Genomic DNA, 18,529 nt, shown 5'->3' on the forward strand with positions numbered 1-18,529 from the left:
GCGGTCATTGCGACAGCCCCGGCCGGCGGATGGACGGCGCGAGCGAGGCTCATGAGCGCAATCGCAATGCCCACAGCCAGGGCGATGCGGAGCGACGGCTCCGAAACGGTGAGACACACGGCAACGCCGACAATTGCGGCAAGCGTATTGCCGACGATTGCGGACCATGGCTGGGCCAAAGGACTGTTGGGCACCGCAAAGATCAGAACCGAAGTCGCGCCGAAGGGCGCCACCAGATAGAGCCCGAGCCTGAGATCCACCGTTGGCGCCAGAACGAACAGTCCCACGATGACAAGACCGAGCGTGGCGCCGAGACCCGCCCGGGTGGATTCCCGAAGGGAAATGGGCGCCATCGCGGGCCCGATAGCCCGGATCAGACGCCCTGTGATTGTCATTGATTTCGTCATGGCAACCGAGCTTCATTCTACCGCGATCTAGACCAGATCGGTCTGGTCGTACGATCGTTCACCTCGTTATGTCGACGCAAACGGGTGTGCAACAGACCATGCCTAGCAAGTATCCCAACCACTGCACCTTCGCCTATGGTCCTGGCGCAGGACGCTTCCACCTTGACCGAATGCGCTCCAGTCTCTCTTGCCACTATGTCTTGGTCTCGACGAGTTCTGCCAGTTGCGTCACCACGGTGCCCCAGCCATCGTGAAACCCGAGCTCTTCGTGTTTCTCGCGATCGGCATGACTTTTATGCAGCGCTTGCGCGCGGTAATGTGTGCCGTCTGGATGATCGCAAAGGGTGATGATCGCCGTCACAAAGCCGTTTGCGGCAGGTCGCCAGCCTCCGGTCAGCGCGTTCGTGTAAATGATGCGTTCCCCGGGCAACACATCGAGAAAGCAGGCCGAGAGGTGCGGCACGAACGGCCCGTCATTCTCGCTCATTTCAGTGACGAACGCTCCGCCGGGTCGAACGTCCAGGCTGACGACGCGGCAGATCAGGGGATGTGGTATCCACCATTTTGCAAGGCGTTCCGGATCCACCCAGGCGTTCCAGACGCGGTCGCGCGGCGCCTTGATGATCCGGGATACCTCGAGATCGAGTTCAGCGGTCATTGTCTGCATTTCTGCCCTCCTGTTCCAGCATTACAAAAGCCTCCAGCCGATCGGTCTGGGCTTCCCAGATTTTTCTCTGCTCCGCCAACCACCGCTCGGCATTGGAAAGGCCTGGTCCGTCGATCACGCAGGTGCGGGTCCGACCAGACTTTCTGGTCCGGATCATCCCGCTGTTTTCAAGAAGCCTAATGTGCTTCATGAATGAAGGCAGTCCCATGTCGAAAGGACTTGCGAGTTCGCTGACGCTGGCCGGCCCCTGCCCGAGGCGGGCAATGACGGCACGGCGCGTCGGATCGGCGAGCGCCAGGAAGATCGAACTGAGATCGTCGGGCATCTGCGAGGCGGCTGTTGCCATCAACCTGCTCCTCAATCCTGTGCGGCGCCGGCCAGATTGGTCTGCCCGCGCACATATGTTCCAGCCGATCCATTGCCTGTGTTCTCAAGACGGCACATGATGAGGCCCGATGGCGTTCGCTCCTCGGAAAGAAGTTTGAAACCTGATGGCGCCTGCGTGTCGCCAAACAGCTTTCGCCCCTGGCCCACAATCACCGGCGCGATCGCGATACGCAGTTCATCGACGAGGTTCGCAGCCAGGAGAGACCGGCCCAATCTGCCGCTGCCATGCACCTGAAGTTCGCCGCTTTCCTCCCGCTTCAGGGCGGCGACCGAGGCTTCAACATTGCGGTCCAAAACCGTGACCGGCCCCCAGGCGACATCGACTGGGTAGGTGGCCGCCACATATTTATGAAGCGTGTTGAGCCGGGCGGCGTTGCGATCGGCTGGATCGGTAATGGCGGGCCAGACAGCCGAAAACTCTTCATAGGTCCGTCTTCCGAACAGAAATCCGGATGCTGTCGCCGCCCATTCTTCGACGCGTTTCTCCAGGGTCGCATCAACGAAAGGCACAAACCAGCCACCGCGTTCGAAACCATCCGACCGATCCTCATCGGGGGATCCCGGGCCCTGATAGACCCCATCGAGCGACAGGAAATTCAAAATGACAACGCGCATTCCAGCCTCCGGCATAATAGTTTTCCTTTTAGCCAACTATCATGCCCGAATACTTCGCTCAAGAGGAAAGTGAACTCCAAACGTTCCCGGTAATAAGGGATGCTCCTGAAGCGCTAGGATCGAAGCGAAGGCTAACCCGCCCTGGGCTCTTTTACCGCTCGTGGCATTCAGCTTTGCCCGTCTTCTGTATATGCTTGCCCGCGCGGAACATTTTACGGGGAGGCTCTTGTCGTGATGGGCGGAACGGAGAACGCATCAGGGCTCAGCGATTTTCTGCTGGAACTTTACCATGACGCCTCGGAATGCACGCCCGACGAACTGCGTCTGCGCGTACTGAATAACCTGCAGCGCTTCATTCCCTTCGATTTCGGTGTGTGGGGCGGCGGCTGGGCTGACGGCCGGCTGGTCACGGACCTGACCGTCCTCAACCAAAGCGAGGCGATATTGGGCGAATGGGACACTGTCGCCCAGGAAGATGCCTTCTGCGACCTGACGCTCAACCGCCTCGGCGCGACCGCCCGCTTCGATGACGTTCCTGACTATCGCGCAAGTCTGGCGTACAACGAGCATTGGCGGCGCTTTGACGCCTCGCATATGATGGCGACGATTGTCGGGGAGAAAACCGACGGCTATGTCAGTTTCGTTGGACTTTGCGCGGACGACAGGCCGGGGACGTTCTCCGATGCCGAGCGCATGTTCAAGCAGATGCTTATGCCGCACCTGTCCCAGGCGCTGCGTATGAACCGGGAACTATGGACCGGCCGGGCGGCCTTCGAACATGAGGCAATTGCGCTGGTGGACCGGGAAGGCTGGGTGCTGTGCACACAAGGTCCGTTTCACGATTTTGCCGGGCAAGAGTGGCCTGGGCATATCGCCCGGCTCCCGGCTGACGTGATGACACTGCTCAATCAGGGCAAACGTTGGCGCGGGGAACGTCTCGATGTGCGCATGTCCCGGTTTGGCAGTAATCATTTCGTTCACATGTCGGTTCATCCGACGCTTTCGGGCCTGCCCCGACGCGAACGCGAGGTCGCCGGATTATTCTCATCCGGCATGACCAACAAGCAGGTGGCGCGCGCCCTGGGCACATCACCATCCACCGTGCGCAACCAGATCGTACGTATCTACGAAAAGCTTGGCATCTCCAGCAAGGCGGAACTTGCGAGACTTGTCGGCGGCAGGTAGCGCGCCTGTCACGCGTCAATAGAGCAAACGCTCTATTGTCAATCGCCCCTGAACCCGGGATACCCTTGCAGTTCACAGGAGGTGAACTGACCGTGTTTGGAAACAGACAAGCCCGCAGAAATGCCATGGCGGCCATCGCCGCAGCGTTTGCCTTGTTGGCGAGCGTTGCCCAGGCCGAGATCGACGGGTCCGGCCCTGATGCCTGGCGGGTAACGGGAGTCGCGCCGAACGACGTTCTCAATGTCCGCATGGGACCAGGCGCCGACTATCCCGTGATCGCGACCTTCGCGCATGACCAACGCGAACTGCAGCAGATCACCTGCGTGCCCTTCTACACAATGGCGCATTTCTCGGCGATGACCGAAGCCGAACTCGATGCCCTGCCGCCGCGCTGGTGCCTCATGCGCACTGCCGATCTGGCTACCGCCGGCTGGGTGGCGCAACGCTACCTGATCGCCGATTTCGATGATGACATCCTGTTCGGAAATGGCGGAGCGCATGAGGAACAAGAGGAAGTGGTGGACGTCGAGAAGATTCTCCCCGCCCCCACGACCGGCCCGCAGGCGTGGTCAGGCGATGACCTGATCGAACACGCACGAGCGCTCGTCGCGGCACTCTATGACTATGATGACCATGGCGTGGGGCTTAGCCATCGCGACCCAGCCGCGCCCGACGTGTTTTTCTCCACCGGATTCAGGGATGCGCTGCGATCGCACCCACCCGGCGCGGAGCTGCTCATTGGCGCGCAGGATTTTCAGGGCAGCGTTTCCGAACCGGTTCCCGACCCCGATCAGCCCATGTTCCGGGGCATGATCACCATCAATGTCGAGGTCAAGAATTTCGGCCAGATGCACACGGCCGTCTTCCGCCTGCGCGGTGACGCCACGCGGCCCGACGCACCCTTGCGCATCTTCCGCATCGAACACGACGGATGGTCGTATCCATAAGCGCATGAAAGGACCCGCTCAATGAACTTGAACCAAGCGCCTCGCCTGGCAACCGTCGGCCTCGTCCTCTGCCTGATCCAGCCCGCACAGGCCCAAATCGCAAGAACGCCGGTCGGCACGGTCGATGCCACCATCGATGGCACGTCCTATTCGGGCGAAACACTAGACATCCCATCAGAGGGGACGTCGACGGCTGAATTCCGATCCATGGGGCCGGTGACGTCCATTTCCATCCAGGCGCACAACCCCGAGGCCGAGAGCATCATGCGCGACGTCCTGACGATCGAGGTTTCGCTGATGGGTGGCGATGCGTCGTCCTCCATCATGGATGTGTCCGTTTCCTGGTGGCCGGACGGGATGAGCGAACCTTTCTACCTCAGTGAAGATAGCGGGACGCCCCCCGAGATCGTCTTTGATGCGCTTTCGTTGGAAGACGGAGCCGCCGCCGCTCAAGGCCGCTTCTCGGCTGTCGTCTGCCGCAGAGACAGCATGTTTGCGGACGCTGATAAGAACGACTGCCGACAGGTTGAGGGCGCCTTCGATACGGATCTGCGCAAGGCTGATTGAGACGGTTTTTTGGGCTTGCCAATCGAGATCAGTCTCGAACCATGACGAAGCGGATGTCATCCTTGGTGCTGCCGTAGACGCGGTCGCGGTAGGAATCGATGGGCAGGTCGAACGAGCCGATATTCGGCGTCGCGATGGCGGACAGAATGATCGTGCGACCCTTGCGTTCCCAGCCATTGATGCGGCTGACGCCGTTGATGCTGCCGAGACCCTCGACCAGGTTGCAGGCAAACGTGCTGACGCGGCCCTTGTGTGGGTCGAAGACGCTCGCCTTGAACTCGATCGAGCAGTTGCGTTTCGTTGGGCCGATTGCCGGGTACATTTTCCATTTCCCCACAACCGAGTCCTTCATCTCCTTTTGCGCGGCCGCGGTCGTCTGGTAGCCGGGCGCGGTCGAAACCGATGGCATGGAGCCGTCTGATACCTCGCAGCCGGTCAGGCCGGCAACGACCAAAAGCCCTACCCCGGCCAGGACTGACGACGTGACGTGAGAATGAGCGCGTTTCATGACATTGTCTCCCCTGTTTTGAGCTTGAACATGGTTCTCTAGAATTTGAGGCTGGCATTGGCGGAAAAGGTCTGGCTGGTGAGATTGTCCCTGAGCTCCGCCTCGTAGCTTGCACCAAAGGTGAAACGATCCGACGCGATGGCATTGACGGAAACGCGGCCGATAAGGGCGTTGCGCCCGATATCCGCGCCGGATGCATCAAAGCCGCTGCCGAAGATGGCGAGGCTTGAGGACCCGTCCAGATCGCCGGAGTCATGGCGCCAGCCTGCGCTCAACACCGGCTCCAGCTTCAGCCCGTTGTCGAATACAAAGCGATGCGAGGCGGACAAGGCCAGCGTGGTCTGCGTTTCGGAGAAGGTTTCATCCGGCAATGACAGCGCGAAAAGGCTGCCCGTCTCGGTCATGGCATCGCGATGGAAACCGCGATAGCCGAGCGTGGCGGATGGCGTCAGCGTCAGCGCCGCCATTTCGAAATCCTGAAAGGCACTGACTTCGGCAAAGCCGCCCATGCCGTGACCCGAGGCGTTGGCCATAGCGGCATACTTGCCGAGCGTGGTCAGCCGACTGGTTGAAAGGTCGCCATAGGAAAGCCCGCCGCGCACGGCCACGGTCGGGCCGGCAGTTTCAAACGTGGCATAGGCTGCGGCCTGGTAGGTGCCGATATTGCCGTCGCCGTTCGCATTCGCCGAGACGTCGGCATATTCATAGGAGCCCGCGACGCCGGCAATGGTCTGCCCGAAATGCCAGTCGATGCCGAACGCGCCATTGTTGGCGTTCACGTCATAGCCGGAGATCGCACCGGATGAACCCACGTCCGTATGGGCGTGATTGCCGCTGACCCAGACCTCGCCGGCGCCATAGGGTGTTCCCGTCTCGGAGAGCCATCCGGTGGCAAGGCCCATCTGGCGCTTTTCGATGCGGTCGGCGAAGCGGCCAATGGCGCGGACGGCGCTGGTGCCCATCTCGGCATGGATCTGGCCCGTCAGCGACGAAAGCCCGCCGGCAAGCGTGTCGATGTCGGAGGCATAAAGCCTGTTGAAACTGTCATTATAGGCGGGATCGGGGCGCACGCCCGCCGCGGGCCGGCTTCTGTCGATCGCGGTGCCCAATGCTCTTTCGTTTTGCGTGGCGGAAACGCCGAATGCGGAAAGATCGGCATAGCGCTCCGGCGTGGCGGCCAGGGAAAGCGCATCCGCTGCGTAGAGCACGTCGAACCGCGTGCCCGGCGCAAGGCCCGCATCCGGCTGGTCCAGGCGAGAGAAGCTGCCTGTGACGCTGCCTTCTGCGACTTGAACAAAGGTGAAAAGTTCGCCTGGCATCGGCGTAAAGGCGTTGGTGGCGGCGCCGGAAATGCCGCGCAACCTTGGCTGCAGGGTGCCGTTGGCGGCGAAATCATTGCCCGCGCCGGCCACGAGAAGACGGTCGTAATTGCCGGCCCCGTTCTCTGTCCCCGTGCCATCGACATCGATTTCCATGGTTGCCGTCGGCGCAAGGCGCACATTGCCGGCAATGGTCATCGTGCCGGGCGACTGGCCGGGCGCAAGCGTGCCGTTGACATCCACATCGGCTACAACGCGTCCGGTACCGCCAAGCGTGCCGTTCCTGCCGACATGCAGTTCCGGCGTCGTCAGGGCGCCATCGACCGCCAGCAATCCGTCCTCGACGCCCGCGCCTTGTCTGAATGTTGCGGCGTTGAGGATGGAAAGCGTGCCGTCGCCCTGCTTCTCAAGGCTTCCGTCGCTCGTAAACGAGACGATCCAGGTCGTGTCGGAGCCGTCCGCGCCAACCGTGTAGACGCCTTCGCCGGTCATGCCGACCGGGCCGACCGAAAGCGCGCGGTCAAGCCGCACCAACCCCCAACCATAGACCGCGTCAATTCCCGCAGCGCCGAGATCCTCGGCGGTCATGAACAGGATTTCGACGATTTCCGCCGGGGTGAAACTCGGATAGGCCTCGGTCAGGACGGCAACAGCGCCGGACACATTCGGCGCGGCCATCGAGGTGCCGCTGGCTGAGCCGTAGAAGCCGTCGTCCCTGGGTATGCTCGAATAGATCCCGCTGTCATAGCGGCCGTCCGGCGGGGACGTACCCGGGAGATAAGGGTTTCCGCCCGGGGCCGTGACACACCACTCGGCCGCAACGCCGCACCTGTTGGAGTAATCGGCGATTTCGTTATAGGCATCAAGCGCAACAACCACGACGACCCGTCCGCGTGCAATGCCATCCTCCTTTTCGGCCTTGCGAAGGGCCTCGGCGGAGGTGATGCTCAGGTCCAGTCCTGTGCCCTCATCGTCATAGATCAGGTTACCAGTGGAGTTTGTCGCATTCTCGTTTTTGGGCTGGATGAACGGAAACAGGCCATTGCCGATGGGATTTTCGGCGACAACGGGCGCTCCATAGTTCTCGTTGCCGGCGGCCATGACGATGATCTGCCCGGCATCCAGACTGGCGCGCATCGCCGTTGCATCGGCAAGAAACTCCTCTTGTCGCGCGACGGGTATCTCCCACGTCGTCGCATCTTCGGCAATCTCCGCGCCAAAACTGCCATTGACGACTTTCACATCAGGAAATTGAGAAAGGTAATGAAAACCGGCCGTATCGGGCACCTCGAAGCCGCCGATGGGATCGCAATCGCCGTAAATCGCGTTCGGGCCGCAAACTTCCAGTTCATCAATGCTGATCTCGGTGGATCGCCCGTCTCCAAGATCAACGACCACGTCTCCGTCGGCGCCTGCGATCGCGCCAACGGACAGGATGGTGGCCTGCGATGCAACGCCTTCCATGCCGAAACCATTCCGCCCCGCGGCAATGATGCCGGATACATGGGTTCCGTGGTCATCCAGGGCGTAGGAGTCTGTTTCCCCCTGAATGAACCCTGCCTGGAACTCTTCGAGCGTCAGCGTTTCTCCATCGAGTTCGGTGTCGAACCAGTGGAGATAGCTTACCGAACGGGGATCAACGCGTCCTTCGAATTCGGGATGGAGCGAGCCGTCGGGACTGCGGTCAATGTTGGCGTCAATCACGCCTACGACAACGCCCTTTCCGGTGAAACCTTTTGCCAGCGCCGCATCGACATGCATGGCATCGAGCGAATAGTTGCGCTGATATTCACTGAGCGCTTCTTTCGGAATGTTGGGATTGCCGCCGGGATAAGGCGTGTCGCGCGCGGCTGGGGAGGATGCCCGAGGTTGCGTCCGGACCGTTCCGGACACCGAAGCCTCGGGAAACAGGCTTGCGAGGTGGCGGCCGGATGCTACTGCCTTGGAAATTGATGCGGCCAGATCGGGCCGAAGCCTCCGCGCCTCCGCTTCGATCAGGTCGGCGCGCTCAGGCGTCAGCCGCGCGTTCTCGACGATACTGGCAAGAAGCGATTTGCGACCAAAGGCTGTTGCCTCCTGCAGCGCCGCCCTTACCGCTTCCGATGATCGATCGGCAAGGGCCTCGCTCTCTTCGACAGGTCGCGGCGGAAGATCGTCCGCGCGCGCGAATGCGCCGGTCGCCAGCAAAGTCGAGGCCAGCATCGCCGAGACGGCGACAGTTCCGAACCGGCCCGAGAGAGAGGAGCGAGGAAAGGCAGGGGTTATGGGCATACGCATGTCCAATCATGACCGGTCACAAACATGTTTCGGCAGCGGCAAGCGGCGTTGACCAGACTGACGAACCGTCCCCGCCCCGTCCGCCTGCGCGAAACAGAACGATCCGGTCATCTCACAGAAATGTTTGCTCAGTATTTGAAACGGCGATTTTCTTGACTTTTCGCAAGTTTCCACCGTCGGTGTCGTGGACGCGTCATCCGCCCTGGCCGCAGAAAATGCACCAGATTATCGCCGCCGCGCCGGGCTTAGGCCGGATCGGATACGCCGGATCTGATGCTCTCGCTGACGACATCGTCGCCAAAGGCCGCGGAGAAAGCGGCAATCGGCGCGTCCATGATGTTTCGGCGGTGCTCGAGTTTCTTGAAGCGGCGGCCGAAGACATTGTAAAGCAGTTGAAGCATGTGCGCCGCGATGGCCGATGTCAGCTCGGCGCCCGCGACCGTCCGGCTCATATGGCCCTCGTTCAGTTCGGGCGCGAGCAGCAGACCCAGGCGGGCATGCGCGAGCGGCGCTGTCATGCGCAGACGCTCGGCGAGCGCCTGCAACGCGTCCAGCCTGTTTCCGGCGCGCAGTGCACCAGCCTTCAGCAGCGTCAGATAGATGAAGAACTCCGTGCCCGGCTCGGCGAGTTCCAACGCCTCGTCGTAGAGCTGGCACGCGGCATCGATGTCCCCTTCGATCGCCGCGATTTCTCCCCGCAAGGCCGCCGCGGTGGCAAAGGCAGAACCATGTTGGAGAGCCTGATCCACCAGACTTTCGGCGAGCTCCGTATGTTCATTGTTGACGAACAGAAGCAGCTTGGCGACGGCCAGTCCCATTTCGGGCATCTTGGGCAGGTCGCCCAGAGCGGACAGGCTGGTCTCTTCAATCTCCCGCTCGATCGCCTGCCACTCCTCATGGGAAAGCCATTGATCCGGTTCACTCATGCTCTGCAGCAGCCGAGCATAGAGATTGAGCGCCCACATCACGTTTAACCGTTGATCATGCGGGCTTTCCGCCATGGCGCGCTCTAGCATGCGCGCATTGTCCCGCCAGCTAACCTTGGCCGGGTTGCCGCTGAGCGTGAGCGCCGCGTCATGCTGGCGGATCCATGGCGGCAGGTCATCGGGCAGCCCGCCGATCGGCGGCGGCAGGGCGAGATGCGACCAGATGGCCTGCAAGATGTCCTCTGTGCCGACCGCATTGCTGCCTGCGCGATGATCGACCCGTTTCATGCCGATAAACTGGCCGGCATGCCTTAGAAGCAGCGCGGCGTGAAGAAACTCGCCATGAAGATGAAAGACCACCTCGATGCTGAAGTGCCGCGTTTCGACCCTGTGGGACTCCTCGACGATCACCGTCCTGTCGGAACCGAGGCCTGCATGAAACGCTTGATGGAGCTGAGCGAGATAGCGCTCCGCCTCCGCCCCACCCCGCTTCAGACCGCGGATGGGTCCGATGATCAGAAACGCGTCCGGATTCTCTGCATTCACCGACGTGTGCGGCGCAATCCAGACATAGCCTTCGCCATACTGCGTTCGGATGAAGCGGGGTGTGCGCGGCGCGTCCTGAAGCTTGCGCCGGAGCTGGTTGATCAGGAAATCGACATGACGGTCGCTAATGGCGTCACTTTGTCCGCCTAAAACAGAGAGCAGATCATTGCGGCTGAGCAGGCGCCCGTTATTGGCCGTAAAATGTTGCAGCAGAATTCTTTCCTGCCGTGTGAAGGTCAGTCGCGTACCGTCTCCGTCGCGGTCAGCCGTCAGGAAATCCTCTGAAAATTCAATATCAAGATACCGCATGCACCGACCCTATGGTCTGCTCGGCACATGGTAAAGCACGCCTTGCGCGAGCCGCGAAACCTCTGATCGCAAACCGTGTTTTGTTCCTCTTTGTCGATTGCAGGCGTGCCACGTCTGGTGGTGCCGAAGACGGTCGCGATTGCGGTGGGAAGCGCCATCGCGATAACAGCGCCGGGAGCGATGCTCCGCCGCAATTCGAACATCACCGCGCGCATGAGCGGTTCGGTCTGGTTGGTTATGGTGAGACCGGTGCGATCGATCAGATCTCGGCACCACTCGACATGCAGCCGCGTCGCATTTTCCACGTCATATGGATGTCCCATGATGTGCCTCCGTTGTCGAGCCAGCAAATGTCCTGATCTCAGAGCTCACCTGGCCTGGCCGCGCGCCTTTATGCGTGTCGCAGCCAGCTGCGCTCCGAAAGACATGACGACCAGCGCTCCGAACGCAATCTGATACGCTGTCGCCGATGCAAAGACGCCGAACTGCTCGATGACGGCGACCATGGCGATCGCGCCCAACGCGCCTCCCAGACGCTGGGCGATGTTGATCAGCGTCGCGGCGTCAGCGGTTCTGGTCTCGTCAACCTGATTGTAGGCAGCTGTGATCGCAGGCATCTGGGCCAAAGCCAGGCCGGCTCCGCGTGTGACGAGAAAAAGGATGATGGCGGGAAGTGCGATAGCGGCGGAGGTTAGGAAAGGAAGTGTCGCTATGACCAGCAACCCGCATCCGGTCAGCGATACCCCTCTTGGTCCATGGCGATCGGTCAACGCTCCCGCTACCGGCAGAATGCAGGCGGAGCCAAGGCCCATGGCCATGAGCATGAGGCCGGCTTCCGTTGACGTCTGTCCAAGGCTGCGCTGCAGGTAGATCGGCAGGAGCAGCAATCCGCCATACATGGCCGCGCCGGTCAATCCGGCCGTCACGACTGGCGCGGCAAAATCCGACCGCGCAAGGAGGGCGACATCGATCAGGGAATCGGGCGTTCGGATGGCGTGGACGACAAAGGTGGACGTCAAACCAGTCCCGAGGACCAGGATTGCCAAGGAGAGCATGCCGATAGCGTTCGATCCGATCTCCGCCGCGCCATAAAGCAGCAACGGGAGGCCGAAACCGATGAGCATCAGTCCGCGCGCGTCGATCCGAGCCTCCTCCGACCTGTTGCCGGGCGGCACCAGGCGCGCGGCGCCGATCAGGGCCGCGGCGCCCACCGGTCCATTGATCAGAAACAGCCACCGCCAGGAGCCCGTATCGATCAGCACGCCGCCAAAGGCTGGTCCCAGGGCCGGCCCAAGGGCGATGGCAAACCCCACGATCCCCATGAGCCGCCCAAGTTGACGCCGTTCGGCGGTGGATGCCAGCACCGCCTGACCGGCAGGCACCATCAGCCCGGCAGCAAGCCCCTGCAGGCAGCGCGCCACGATCAGCTGCGTCACGGACTGCGCGAGCGCGCAAACGATCGAAGCGAGCACGAAGGCAAGGATGCTGGCTTTCCAGAGGCGACCGTCGCCAATGCGTCGGCCGAGCCAGCCGGTGAGCGGCAGCGAAACGGCGAGTGCGATCAGATAGCCGGTCGCCACCCACTGAACGGACGACAAGGGCGCGGCGAGGTCGGAGCGGATGGCTTCCAGCGCAAGGTTGGCGATGGTCGAATCGAGCATCGCCATGAAAACGCCGGAGCCGGTGATGGCGGCGACCGCCCAAAGCCGGCCTGGAATTTGGGGAGGTGAAAGCGACATGGCGTTCAACGCGTGCGAAAGATGACAATGGCGAATCTTTATGATACGTTTGTACCATAAAAAATGACCATAAGCGAGGCCGGCCGGCCATGCCACGAACCGTCGACCACGACGAACGTCGCTCCATGATCCTGGAAGCCTTCATGCGCCTCGCCGCGCGTGAGGGGTTGCATGCCGTCTCCCTGCGCGGCGTTGCCGCCGAAGCCGGCATCTCGCTGCGATCGGTGCAGTATTATTTCGAGACCAAGGCCAGGCTGATGCAATCGGGCCTCGACGCTCTCGAGACCATCAGCAATGAACGCCTGAGTGACCGTCTTCAAAGTCTTGGGCCGTCACCCGGTGTGCGCGCCACGCTTGAGGCATATTTCGCCGTTGCGCTTCCCACTGATCACGAAAGCCGCCAGTTTCACCTGCTCTGGACCTCCTATGCGATGCTTGCGATGACCGACCCGGAGATTTCGGACCGAACCTTCGTGGATGGCCCCGACCGGCAGCAGGAGCGGATCGCATCGCTGTTGGAGAAGGGAAAATCCGACGGCGCGTTTCATGCCGCTCTCGATAGCGAGATCGAAGCAACCATCCTGATATCCCTGATACACGGCCTCGGAACCGCGGTTCTCGTCGGCCAGCAGACCGCTGAGCGCGCGTTTGCAAGCTTAGGGTATCACCTTGACCGTTTGACCGCAGAGGCGAGTGGAAAGCCGGTTCGCGATCGGCAGCGTTCAGAGTAAACACCGTCTCCGGCCTGGCAGAGAACGCTCCCATCCCCCCATTGAGAAGACGAACCAAAGAGCAGCCCTTGCTGACAGACCTCATCCTTCCGGCAACCGCTCTCACCACATCGCTGGCCTTCATCGGCCTTGGCGGCGGCCTCTACGAGGTCGGCGTGATTGATCCCGCCTGGCCTCGACGACCGGACCTGATACAGCCCGATCATGGCGGCATATCGCGCAAGCGCTTCTGGATACCGGCACACGCGACTTTCGAAGTGCTGCTCGTCATCGCGCTTGCTCTTTCTTGGTCCATTGCCGATGTGCGGTTCTGGCTTCTGGTCGCGATGGCAAGCCACGCCGTCATGCGGTTCTGGTCGGCCTTCGATTTCATTCCGAAGGCGCTCGCTTTCGAAAAGGCGACCCCCGGACCGGACACGGAAACCGCTGCAAGGCGATGGACGCGCCGAAGCCTGGCGCGCCTGCCGCTGGACATCCTTGCCTGTGGCGCAATGCTGGTCGCCACGATTGCAGCGGCGAGGGTCGCATAGGCGCCGCAGGGCAAACGGTTGCTCCCGTTGCCGGACCAAATGCATGGGGTTTGCGCGCTCATTCGCGGCCTTGAAACACCGCTTCCACATTGTTGCCATCCGGGTCGATGACGAAAGCGGCATAATAGGCATCGTGATAGTTCGGGCGTATCCCCGGTGCGCCGTTGTCGGCGCCGCCGGCGGAGACGGCGCCCGCATGAAAGGCCGCCACCTCTTCTCGGTTCCTGGCGCGAAAGGCGAGATGAAGCGGGGTAGGCATCGGGCCCGACGCGCCAATAATGAAAAGTTCCACGCGCTCCCGGCCGAAACCGGCGACCCCGCCCTCAGGGCGATCGACAAAGAACTTCTTCTCTATGCCCAGCGGCGCGAGCGCTGCTTCGTAGAAGCGCTGCATGTCCGAGAGGCGCGTGGTCTTGAGGCTGACGTGATCGAAGATGCTCATTGCTGTTTCCTTAAACTGATGGGACCTTGGGCGGTCGTTTCAGATCGCCGGCAGCATTCCGCCGTCGAGACGAAGGTTCGAGCCGGTGATGTAGGCGGCGCGCGGGCTGGCAAGGAAGCAGACGGCATCCGCAATCTCCTCCAGCGTTCCCACCCGTCCAACGGGAACCGCCGCAAAGAGCGAAAGGACCGCTGCCTCGACCTCGTCCCAGGACGCATCCGGCGCGATGCCTTTGGCTTGCGCGACCTCGCGGAACCTGAAGTCGAGCTTCCCGCTGTGAATAGTGCCGGGGGAAACCGTGTTCACAGTCACGCCTTCGGCGGCGACGGCTTTCGCCATGGAAGCCGACATCGCAAGCATCGCCGCCTTGGCGGCGGAATAATCCGGGTTCGCTGCGGGCGGCATCAGGCCGGCGAGGCTGGCGATATTGATGATCCGTCCCCACCGCGCGCGCCGCATGGCCGGCAGCACGGCGCTTGTCACGCGCACGGCCGCCAGCACATTGGCGTCATAGGTCGCGGCCCATGAAGCGGCCTCCGTCGTGCTCCAATCGGACGCGCCGCCCGAACCGCCCGCATTGTTGACGAGAATGTCGATATCGCCGGCGGCGGCTCGGGCCGCGGATACCATTGCCTCGACCTGAGCGGCATCGGTGAGATCGCCGGTTACGACATGCGCCATTCCACCTTCCGCCTCGATCTGCTCCGCCACGCCGCGCGCCTGGTTTACGTCGCGGCCGTGCACGATGACGGTTGCGCCTTCCAGGGCCAGCCCCCGTGCAATGCCTGCGCCGATGCCCTTGCTGCTTCCGGTCACCAGGGCGGTCCTGCCCTCAATATGTAGATCCATGAACCGGCTCCTCTTACTGTGTTACGTTGAGCCCGTGATTTAGGAGTGACGCGATGGACGCCGCAAGAACGCACCAAAAAGTGCCTGTCAACACACTGGAGCGAAGCGCCTGCCTTGGCGCGGATGGCGCGGTCGCGCATGTGACGCGTTGCCTGCGGATGATCAGCGGACGCTGGAAACTGCCGGTCCTGTTTCGCCTCTATGCCGACGAGATGTTGCGAAGCTCACAGCTTCTGCGCGACATGCCTGACGTGTCGCAGAAGATGCTCACCCAACACCTGCGCGCGCTGGAGGCGGACGGTCTGATCCTGCGAACGGATTTCGGCGAAACGCCTCCCCGGGTGGAATACCGCCTGACAGAGCGCGGCCAGGCCCTGATGCCGGTTCTGCTCGCCGCCCGCCAGTTCGCGGAGGACCATGAGCGGGCCGTCAGATAATGGGATGAAGACGCCAGACGAGCAAAGCCTCGTCGGCCGAAAGGTCGTTGCCTACTGCCTTTCGCAAGACGTTTACCGATGTCCGTGAAAGGCAGAAGCGACCACGCACGCGTGGTCGGGGCACACAGCGCCAATCGCGCTGCAGGGGCAAAACCATCATCATGTCGCTGGCCGGCAAACTGCTTCGGCTGACTCTGGAGAGCGCTTGCCTGGGTCCTGTCAAGAACATCTTGCAGCCGCCCTGCCCTTCTTTCATGGTTTCGCGCTTCAACGGGTTATTGCGGTTGGCAGGCCTTGGCCCGCAGCAGCTTGCGGATCCGTCTCCCCCGGCGCCAGCAGGTGACCGCCGCAAGCAACACGATCAGCCACAATGCTGCCTCAAGCACGAAGCCGATGGAGAGCCCAAGCATGGGTGCCGTCAGACACAGCAATGCGGCAATCGTCAGCGTCGCCATCCGCTGGGGCTTTGCCATCGGGCCACGGTAATCGGCGGGCTGGCCGAGCGATTGTGCAAAGGCACGAAGATAGGCCGTGAAAATGGCAAGCGCTGCGGCCGCCCAGCCCAGCTCGGGCATGCCAGACCCATAGCCCGCGCCGACAAGGATGAGCGTGTCGGCAACACGATCGGGCGCCTCGTTCCAGAACGGGCCATCGTCCGCCGCGCGACCGGCCTCGACCGCGAGCATGCCGTCGAACAGATTGCACAGAAGGCGCAACTGGCAAAACAGCGCGGCTGCGAGCAAGAGGACGATCCGCAAGGCCCCGGCCGTATCGCCGGAAAACGCGAATGCCAGGCCGGCGACCCCCGCCATCACCATGCTCAAAAACGAGACCTGGTTTGGCGTGATCGGCGTCTTCGCAAGCATGCGGACAGTCGCTTGCGCCCAGGCCGTCTGCCGGCTGGCAAGGGGCCGACGGTGTTCAAGGTCGGGCATGGCTACTCCCCTCATCAAGTTTCTCTGCGGATCGACCTGTCGACACGCCCTGCCGGCGGCCGCATTCCAGATGACAAATACCGTGCTAGCTGGTCGACCACCAGAACCGGACGAGATGAAAGAAAATCGGCGCCGCGAACACGACCGAATCCAGCCGGTCGATGAAACCGCCATGGCCTTCGATCAGATGTCCCCAGTCCTTCACGCCCCTGTCGCGCTTGATGGCCGACATGACCAGGCCGCCAAAGAACCCCATGAGCGCGATGGCGAAGGCGAGCAAGCCCGCCTCAAGCATGGAAAACGGCGTCATCCAGCTGAGAAGCGCGCCGATCAGCGTCGCGCTCGCAACGCCGCCGACAAAGCCTTCGACCGTTTTGGAAGGCGATAGCCGCGGGGCGATCCTGTGCCGGCCGAGGAGCTTGCCCCAGACATATTGCAGAACATCGCTCATCTGCACCACGAAGATCAGGAACACGATCAGCAGGATGTTACGCCCGTCATAGCCGGGTATGTCGAGACTGAGCAGCGCAGGGACATGGCTCGCGCAGAAGACGCAGATCATCAGGCCCCACTGGGTCTCCGCAATCCGCACCAGGAAATCATCCACATTCCCTCGCAAAACCGCGAGGATCGGAAGGAAGAGGAAGGCGTAAACCGGAATGAAGATCGAATAGATGCCATACCGTTCTGCCCAGACGAGATAATACTGGACCGGCAGGACGACGAAGAAAGCGGCTAGCAGAACCCGATGGTCGGCGCGCGTGGTGTTCGTCAGCGTCGCGAATTCCCTGAGTGCTGCGAAGGACAGAAGCGCAAACAGCACAACGACGCCGGTCTTTCCCGCGAGAAAAGCGATGCCGAGAAGCGCGACCATGGCCCACCACGCGCGGATGCGGGCGTTCAGGTTCTCGATCGCATCATTGCCACCGTCAGGAGAAAACTTTCGTTTCAGCACATAACCTGTGACCGAGGCTACGATAAGAATAAGCCCGACGGCCAGAAGCATGTATCCGAGTTCCGGGATCGCGGTCGTGCTCATGGCTGCTCCGTTCCACGATTGCAGACAGGCTCGTCCTCATCCGCGAGCGCCAGAAGCCGGTCACGCGCCCTTTCCAGAAACGCCGCCTTGCTCTCCCCGGGATCAAGCCGAAGCGCCGCTCCGAAGCGAACGACGCAAAGCAGCGGAACCGGCAGGAATTCCCCCTTCGGCAATACTCTGTTCAGGTTGGAGATCCAGACCGGCACGAAGTCGACATCGGGCCGCGCTTCGGCAAGGTGAAAAATGCCGCTCTTCAACGGCAGCAATCTATCCTCGGTGGTGTTGCGGGTTCCCTCGGGAAAAACGATCAGAGACGACCCCTGATCGAGCGCTTCCGCCATCGCAGTGATCGGATCGATATCGGCATGCTCACCATTTCGGGCGATCAGAAGTGACCGGAAGGCGTCGACACCGATGAACCGGCGCAGACGAGAGGCTTGCCAGTAGTCCGCTCCTGCAACAGGCCTGGTCTCGGCCCGCAAGCCCGGCGGAAGCACAGTCCAAATCAATATGAAGTCGCCATGGCTCGCGTGGTTGGCGTAAAAGACACAGGGCTCGGTGTAGGCCTCATCGCTGTGACGGACACCACGAACGGCGGTGATCAGGCGCGCGAGAAAGCCGATCAGCGCGGCAACGAAACCGGCCGCAAATCTGCGAACAACCAACCTCATCCGACCACCACGCAAAAATCGAATCCTGCCATCGGCACCTTATAGCCCGCAGCATTCTCACGAACAAATCGCATGGTCCTCGACAGTGCTGAGCGATAGCCCCGGTCTTATGTCCGCCTGATTCCATAAATTATGGCTGCTGCCGCCACGGCCATCGGTGCCCAGAAATGGATGAAGCCGATCTGGCTCCAGACGCTGAATTCTTCACGGCATCCGGTGGGGTTCATCCCGCAGCCCAGGGGCACGAAATAGGAGAACCACACGAATGTTCCGATGAGGAGCAGGATGCCGAACAACAGGGAGAGTATTTTCATGAGTGCTTGCCTTGCATACTTGCCGTCCAGCGCCGCGATCGTTCGCTGGGGCGGCCCGGCTGCATAAACAGCGAATTGACGTCGCGCGCATATTGCGGGTTGAATAAAGTGCATGGCATCCGTGTCTAGAGTATCGGGCGAAAAGTGGAATCCGGTTTTTCGATAACCCGATGCGTCAAAAC

Annotated in this window: 21 protein-coding genes; 6 read left to right on the forward strand and 15 right to left on the reverse strand. The window is 61.6% G+C overall.

The annotated features are described in order from the left end of the window. The 4 genes from K7H91_RS18225 to K7H91_RS18240 all read right to left on the reverse strand — a co-directional run. Positions 1 to 353: HPP family protein (locus tag K7H91_RS18225; RefSeq protein ID WP_230721656.1), on the reverse strand; the 353-nt coding region annotated here is incomplete at its 3' end. A 247-nt stretch (positions 354 to 600) separates the two neighbouring features. Beyond that, the gene (locus K7H91_RS18230) at positions 601 to 1,074 is read right to left on the reverse strand and encodes an SRPBCC family protein (protein ID WP_230721657.1); all 474 of its coding nucleotides are present in this window, start codon (positions 1,072 to 1,074) and stop codon (positions 601 to 603) included. Then, positions 1,055 to 1,420, reverse strand: a complete 366-nt coding sequence (locus tag K7H91_RS18235; RefSeq protein WP_230721658.1) for an ArsR/SmtB family transcription factor — start codon at positions 1,418 to 1,420, stop codon at positions 1,055 to 1,057. The genes K7H91_RS18230 and K7H91_RS18235 overlap by 20 nt, the downstream gene beginning before the upstream one ends. 11 nt (positions 1,421 to 1,431) lie before the next feature. Beyond that, complete coding sequence (locus K7H91_RS18240) at positions 1,432 to 2,112, reverse strand: dihydrofolate reductase family protein (RefSeq protein ID WP_230721659.1); 681 nt, start codon at positions 2,110 to 2,112, stop codon at positions 1,432 to 1,434. Between the two features lie 198 nt (positions 2,113 to 2,310). Between K7H91_RS18240 and K7H91_RS18245 the strand changes: the two genes are divergently transcribed. From K7H91_RS18245 to K7H91_RS18255, 3 genes are all read left to right on the forward strand, one after another. Beyond that, positions 2,311 to 3,261 (forward strand): helix-turn-helix transcriptional regulator, encoded by a 951-nt coding sequence (locus K7H91_RS18245; RefSeq protein WP_230721674.1) that lies wholly within the window; start codon positions 2,311 to 2,313, stop codon positions 3,259 to 3,261. Between the two features lie 125 nt (positions 3,262 to 3,386). Next, entirely contained in the window at positions 3,387 to 4,208 is an 822-nt protein-coding gene (locus K7H91_RS18250; protein ID WP_230721660.1) for a hypothetical protein, read from the forward strand. Between the two features lie 21 nt (positions 4,209 to 4,229). Beyond that, complete coding sequence (locus tag K7H91_RS18255; RefSeq protein ID WP_018066715.1) at positions 4,230 to 4,775, forward strand: hypothetical protein; 546 nt, start codon at positions 4,230 to 4,232, stop codon at positions 4,773 to 4,775. Positions 4,776 to 4,803: 28 nt separating this feature from the next. On the opposite strand, the gene K7H91_RS18260 is transcribed toward K7H91_RS18255, so the two are convergent. From K7H91_RS18260 to K7H91_RS18280, 5 genes are all read right to left on the reverse strand, one after another. Beyond that, positions 4,804 to 5,283, reverse strand: a complete 480-nt coding sequence (locus K7H91_RS18260; RefSeq protein ID WP_230721661.1) for a hypothetical protein — start codon at positions 5,281 to 5,283, stop codon at positions 4,804 to 4,806. A 38-nt stretch (positions 5,284 to 5,321) separates the two neighbouring features. Next, positions 5,322 to 8,873, reverse strand: coding sequence for a S8 family serine peptidase (locus K7H91_RS18265; protein WP_230721662.1), 3,552 nt, complete (start codon positions 8,871 to 8,873; stop codon positions 5,322 to 5,324). A 251-nt stretch (positions 8,874 to 9,124) separates the two neighbouring features. Beyond that, on the reverse strand, positions 9,125 to 10,660 hold the full coding sequence (locus tag K7H91_RS18270) for a winged helix-turn-helix domain-containing protein (protein WP_230721663.1): 1,536 nt from the start codon (positions 10,658 to 10,660) through the stop codon (positions 9,125 to 9,127). Further along, the gene (locus K7H91_RS18275) at positions 10,621 to 10,983 is read right to left on the reverse strand and encodes a hypothetical protein (protein ID WP_230721664.1); all 363 of its coding nucleotides are present in this window, start codon (positions 10,981 to 10,983) and stop codon (positions 10,621 to 10,623) included. Before K7H91_RS18275 ends, K7H91_RS18270 begins: the two co-directional genes overlap by 40 nt. A gap of 45 nt (positions 10,984 to 11,028) precedes the next feature. After that, positions 11,029 to 12,399, reverse strand: a complete 1,371-nt coding sequence (locus K7H91_RS18280) for a DHA2 family efflux MFS transporter permease subunit (RefSeq protein ID WP_230721665.1) — start codon at positions 12,397 to 12,399, stop codon at positions 11,029 to 11,031. 89 nt (positions 12,400 to 12,488) lie between these two features. On the opposite strand from K7H91_RS18280, the gene K7H91_RS18285 reads away from it, so the two are divergent. Beyond that, positions 12,489 to 13,130: a TetR/AcrR family transcriptional regulator gene (locus K7H91_RS18285; RefSeq protein WP_230721666.1), complete on the forward strand. Its 642-nt coding sequence runs from the start codon at positions 12,489 to 12,491 to the stop codon at positions 13,128 to 13,130. A 68-nt stretch (positions 13,131 to 13,198) separates the two neighbouring features. After that, complete coding sequence (locus K7H91_RS18290) at positions 13,199 to 13,660, forward strand: hypothetical protein (protein WP_230721667.1); 462 nt, start codon at positions 13,199 to 13,201, stop codon at positions 13,658 to 13,660. Between the two features lie 58 nt (positions 13,661 to 13,718). Here the strand turns inward: K7H91_RS18290 and K7H91_RS18295 are convergent, their stop codons facing one another. Then, a complete protein-coding gene (locus K7H91_RS18295; protein WP_230721675.1) occupies positions 13,719 to 14,096 on the reverse strand; it encodes a VOC family protein in 378 nt (125 codons plus the stop codon). 45 nt (positions 14,097 to 14,141) lie between these two features. After that, positions 14,142 to 14,951 carry an SDR family NAD(P)-dependent oxidoreductase gene (locus K7H91_RS18300; protein ID WP_230721668.1) on the reverse strand — a complete coding sequence of 270 codons (810 nt, stop codon included), beginning with the start codon at positions 14,949 to 14,951 and terminating at the stop codon, positions 14,142 to 14,144. A gap of 53 nt (positions 14,952 to 15,004) precedes the next feature. On the opposite strand from K7H91_RS18300, the gene K7H91_RS18305 reads away from it, so the two are divergent. Further along, positions 15,005 to 15,388, forward strand: coding sequence for a winged helix-turn-helix transcriptional regulator (locus K7H91_RS18305; protein WP_230721669.1), 384 nt, complete (start codon positions 15,005 to 15,007; stop codon positions 15,386 to 15,388). A gap of 275 nt (positions 15,389 to 15,663) precedes the next feature. Here K7H91_RS18305 and K7H91_RS18310 read toward each other — a convergent pair whose 3' ends face one another. The 4 genes from K7H91_RS18310 to K7H91_RS18325 form a co-directional block, all read right to left on the reverse strand. Beyond that, positions 15,664 to 16,323, reverse strand: coding sequence for a CDP-alcohol phosphatidyltransferase family protein (locus K7H91_RS18310; RefSeq protein ID WP_230721670.1), 660 nt, complete (start codon positions 16,321 to 16,323; stop codon positions 15,664 to 15,666). An 85-nt stretch (positions 16,324 to 16,408) separates the two neighbouring features. Beyond that, positions 16,409 to 17,362, reverse strand: a complete 954-nt coding sequence (locus K7H91_RS18315; RefSeq protein WP_230721671.1) for a phosphatidate cytidylyltransferase — start codon at positions 17,360 to 17,362, stop codon at positions 16,409 to 16,411. After that, the gene (locus tag K7H91_RS18320) at positions 17,359 to 18,033 is read right to left on the reverse strand and encodes a lysophospholipid acyltransferase family protein (protein WP_230721672.1); all 675 of its coding nucleotides are present in this window, start codon (positions 18,031 to 18,033) and stop codon (positions 17,359 to 17,361) included. Before K7H91_RS18320 ends, K7H91_RS18315 begins: the two co-directional genes overlap by 4 nt. Before the next feature lie 107 nt (positions 18,034 to 18,140). Continuing rightward, on the reverse strand, positions 18,141 to 18,529 hold a 389-nt coding region (locus K7H91_RS18325), incomplete at its 5' end, for a hypothetical protein (protein ID WP_230721673.1).

Source organism: Martelella mediterranea, from assembly GCF_021021415.1.
In the GTDB taxonomy this organism is placed as follows: domain Bacteria; phylum Pseudomonadota; class Alphaproteobacteria; order Rhizobiales; family Rhizobiaceae; genus Martelella; species Martelella mediterranea_C.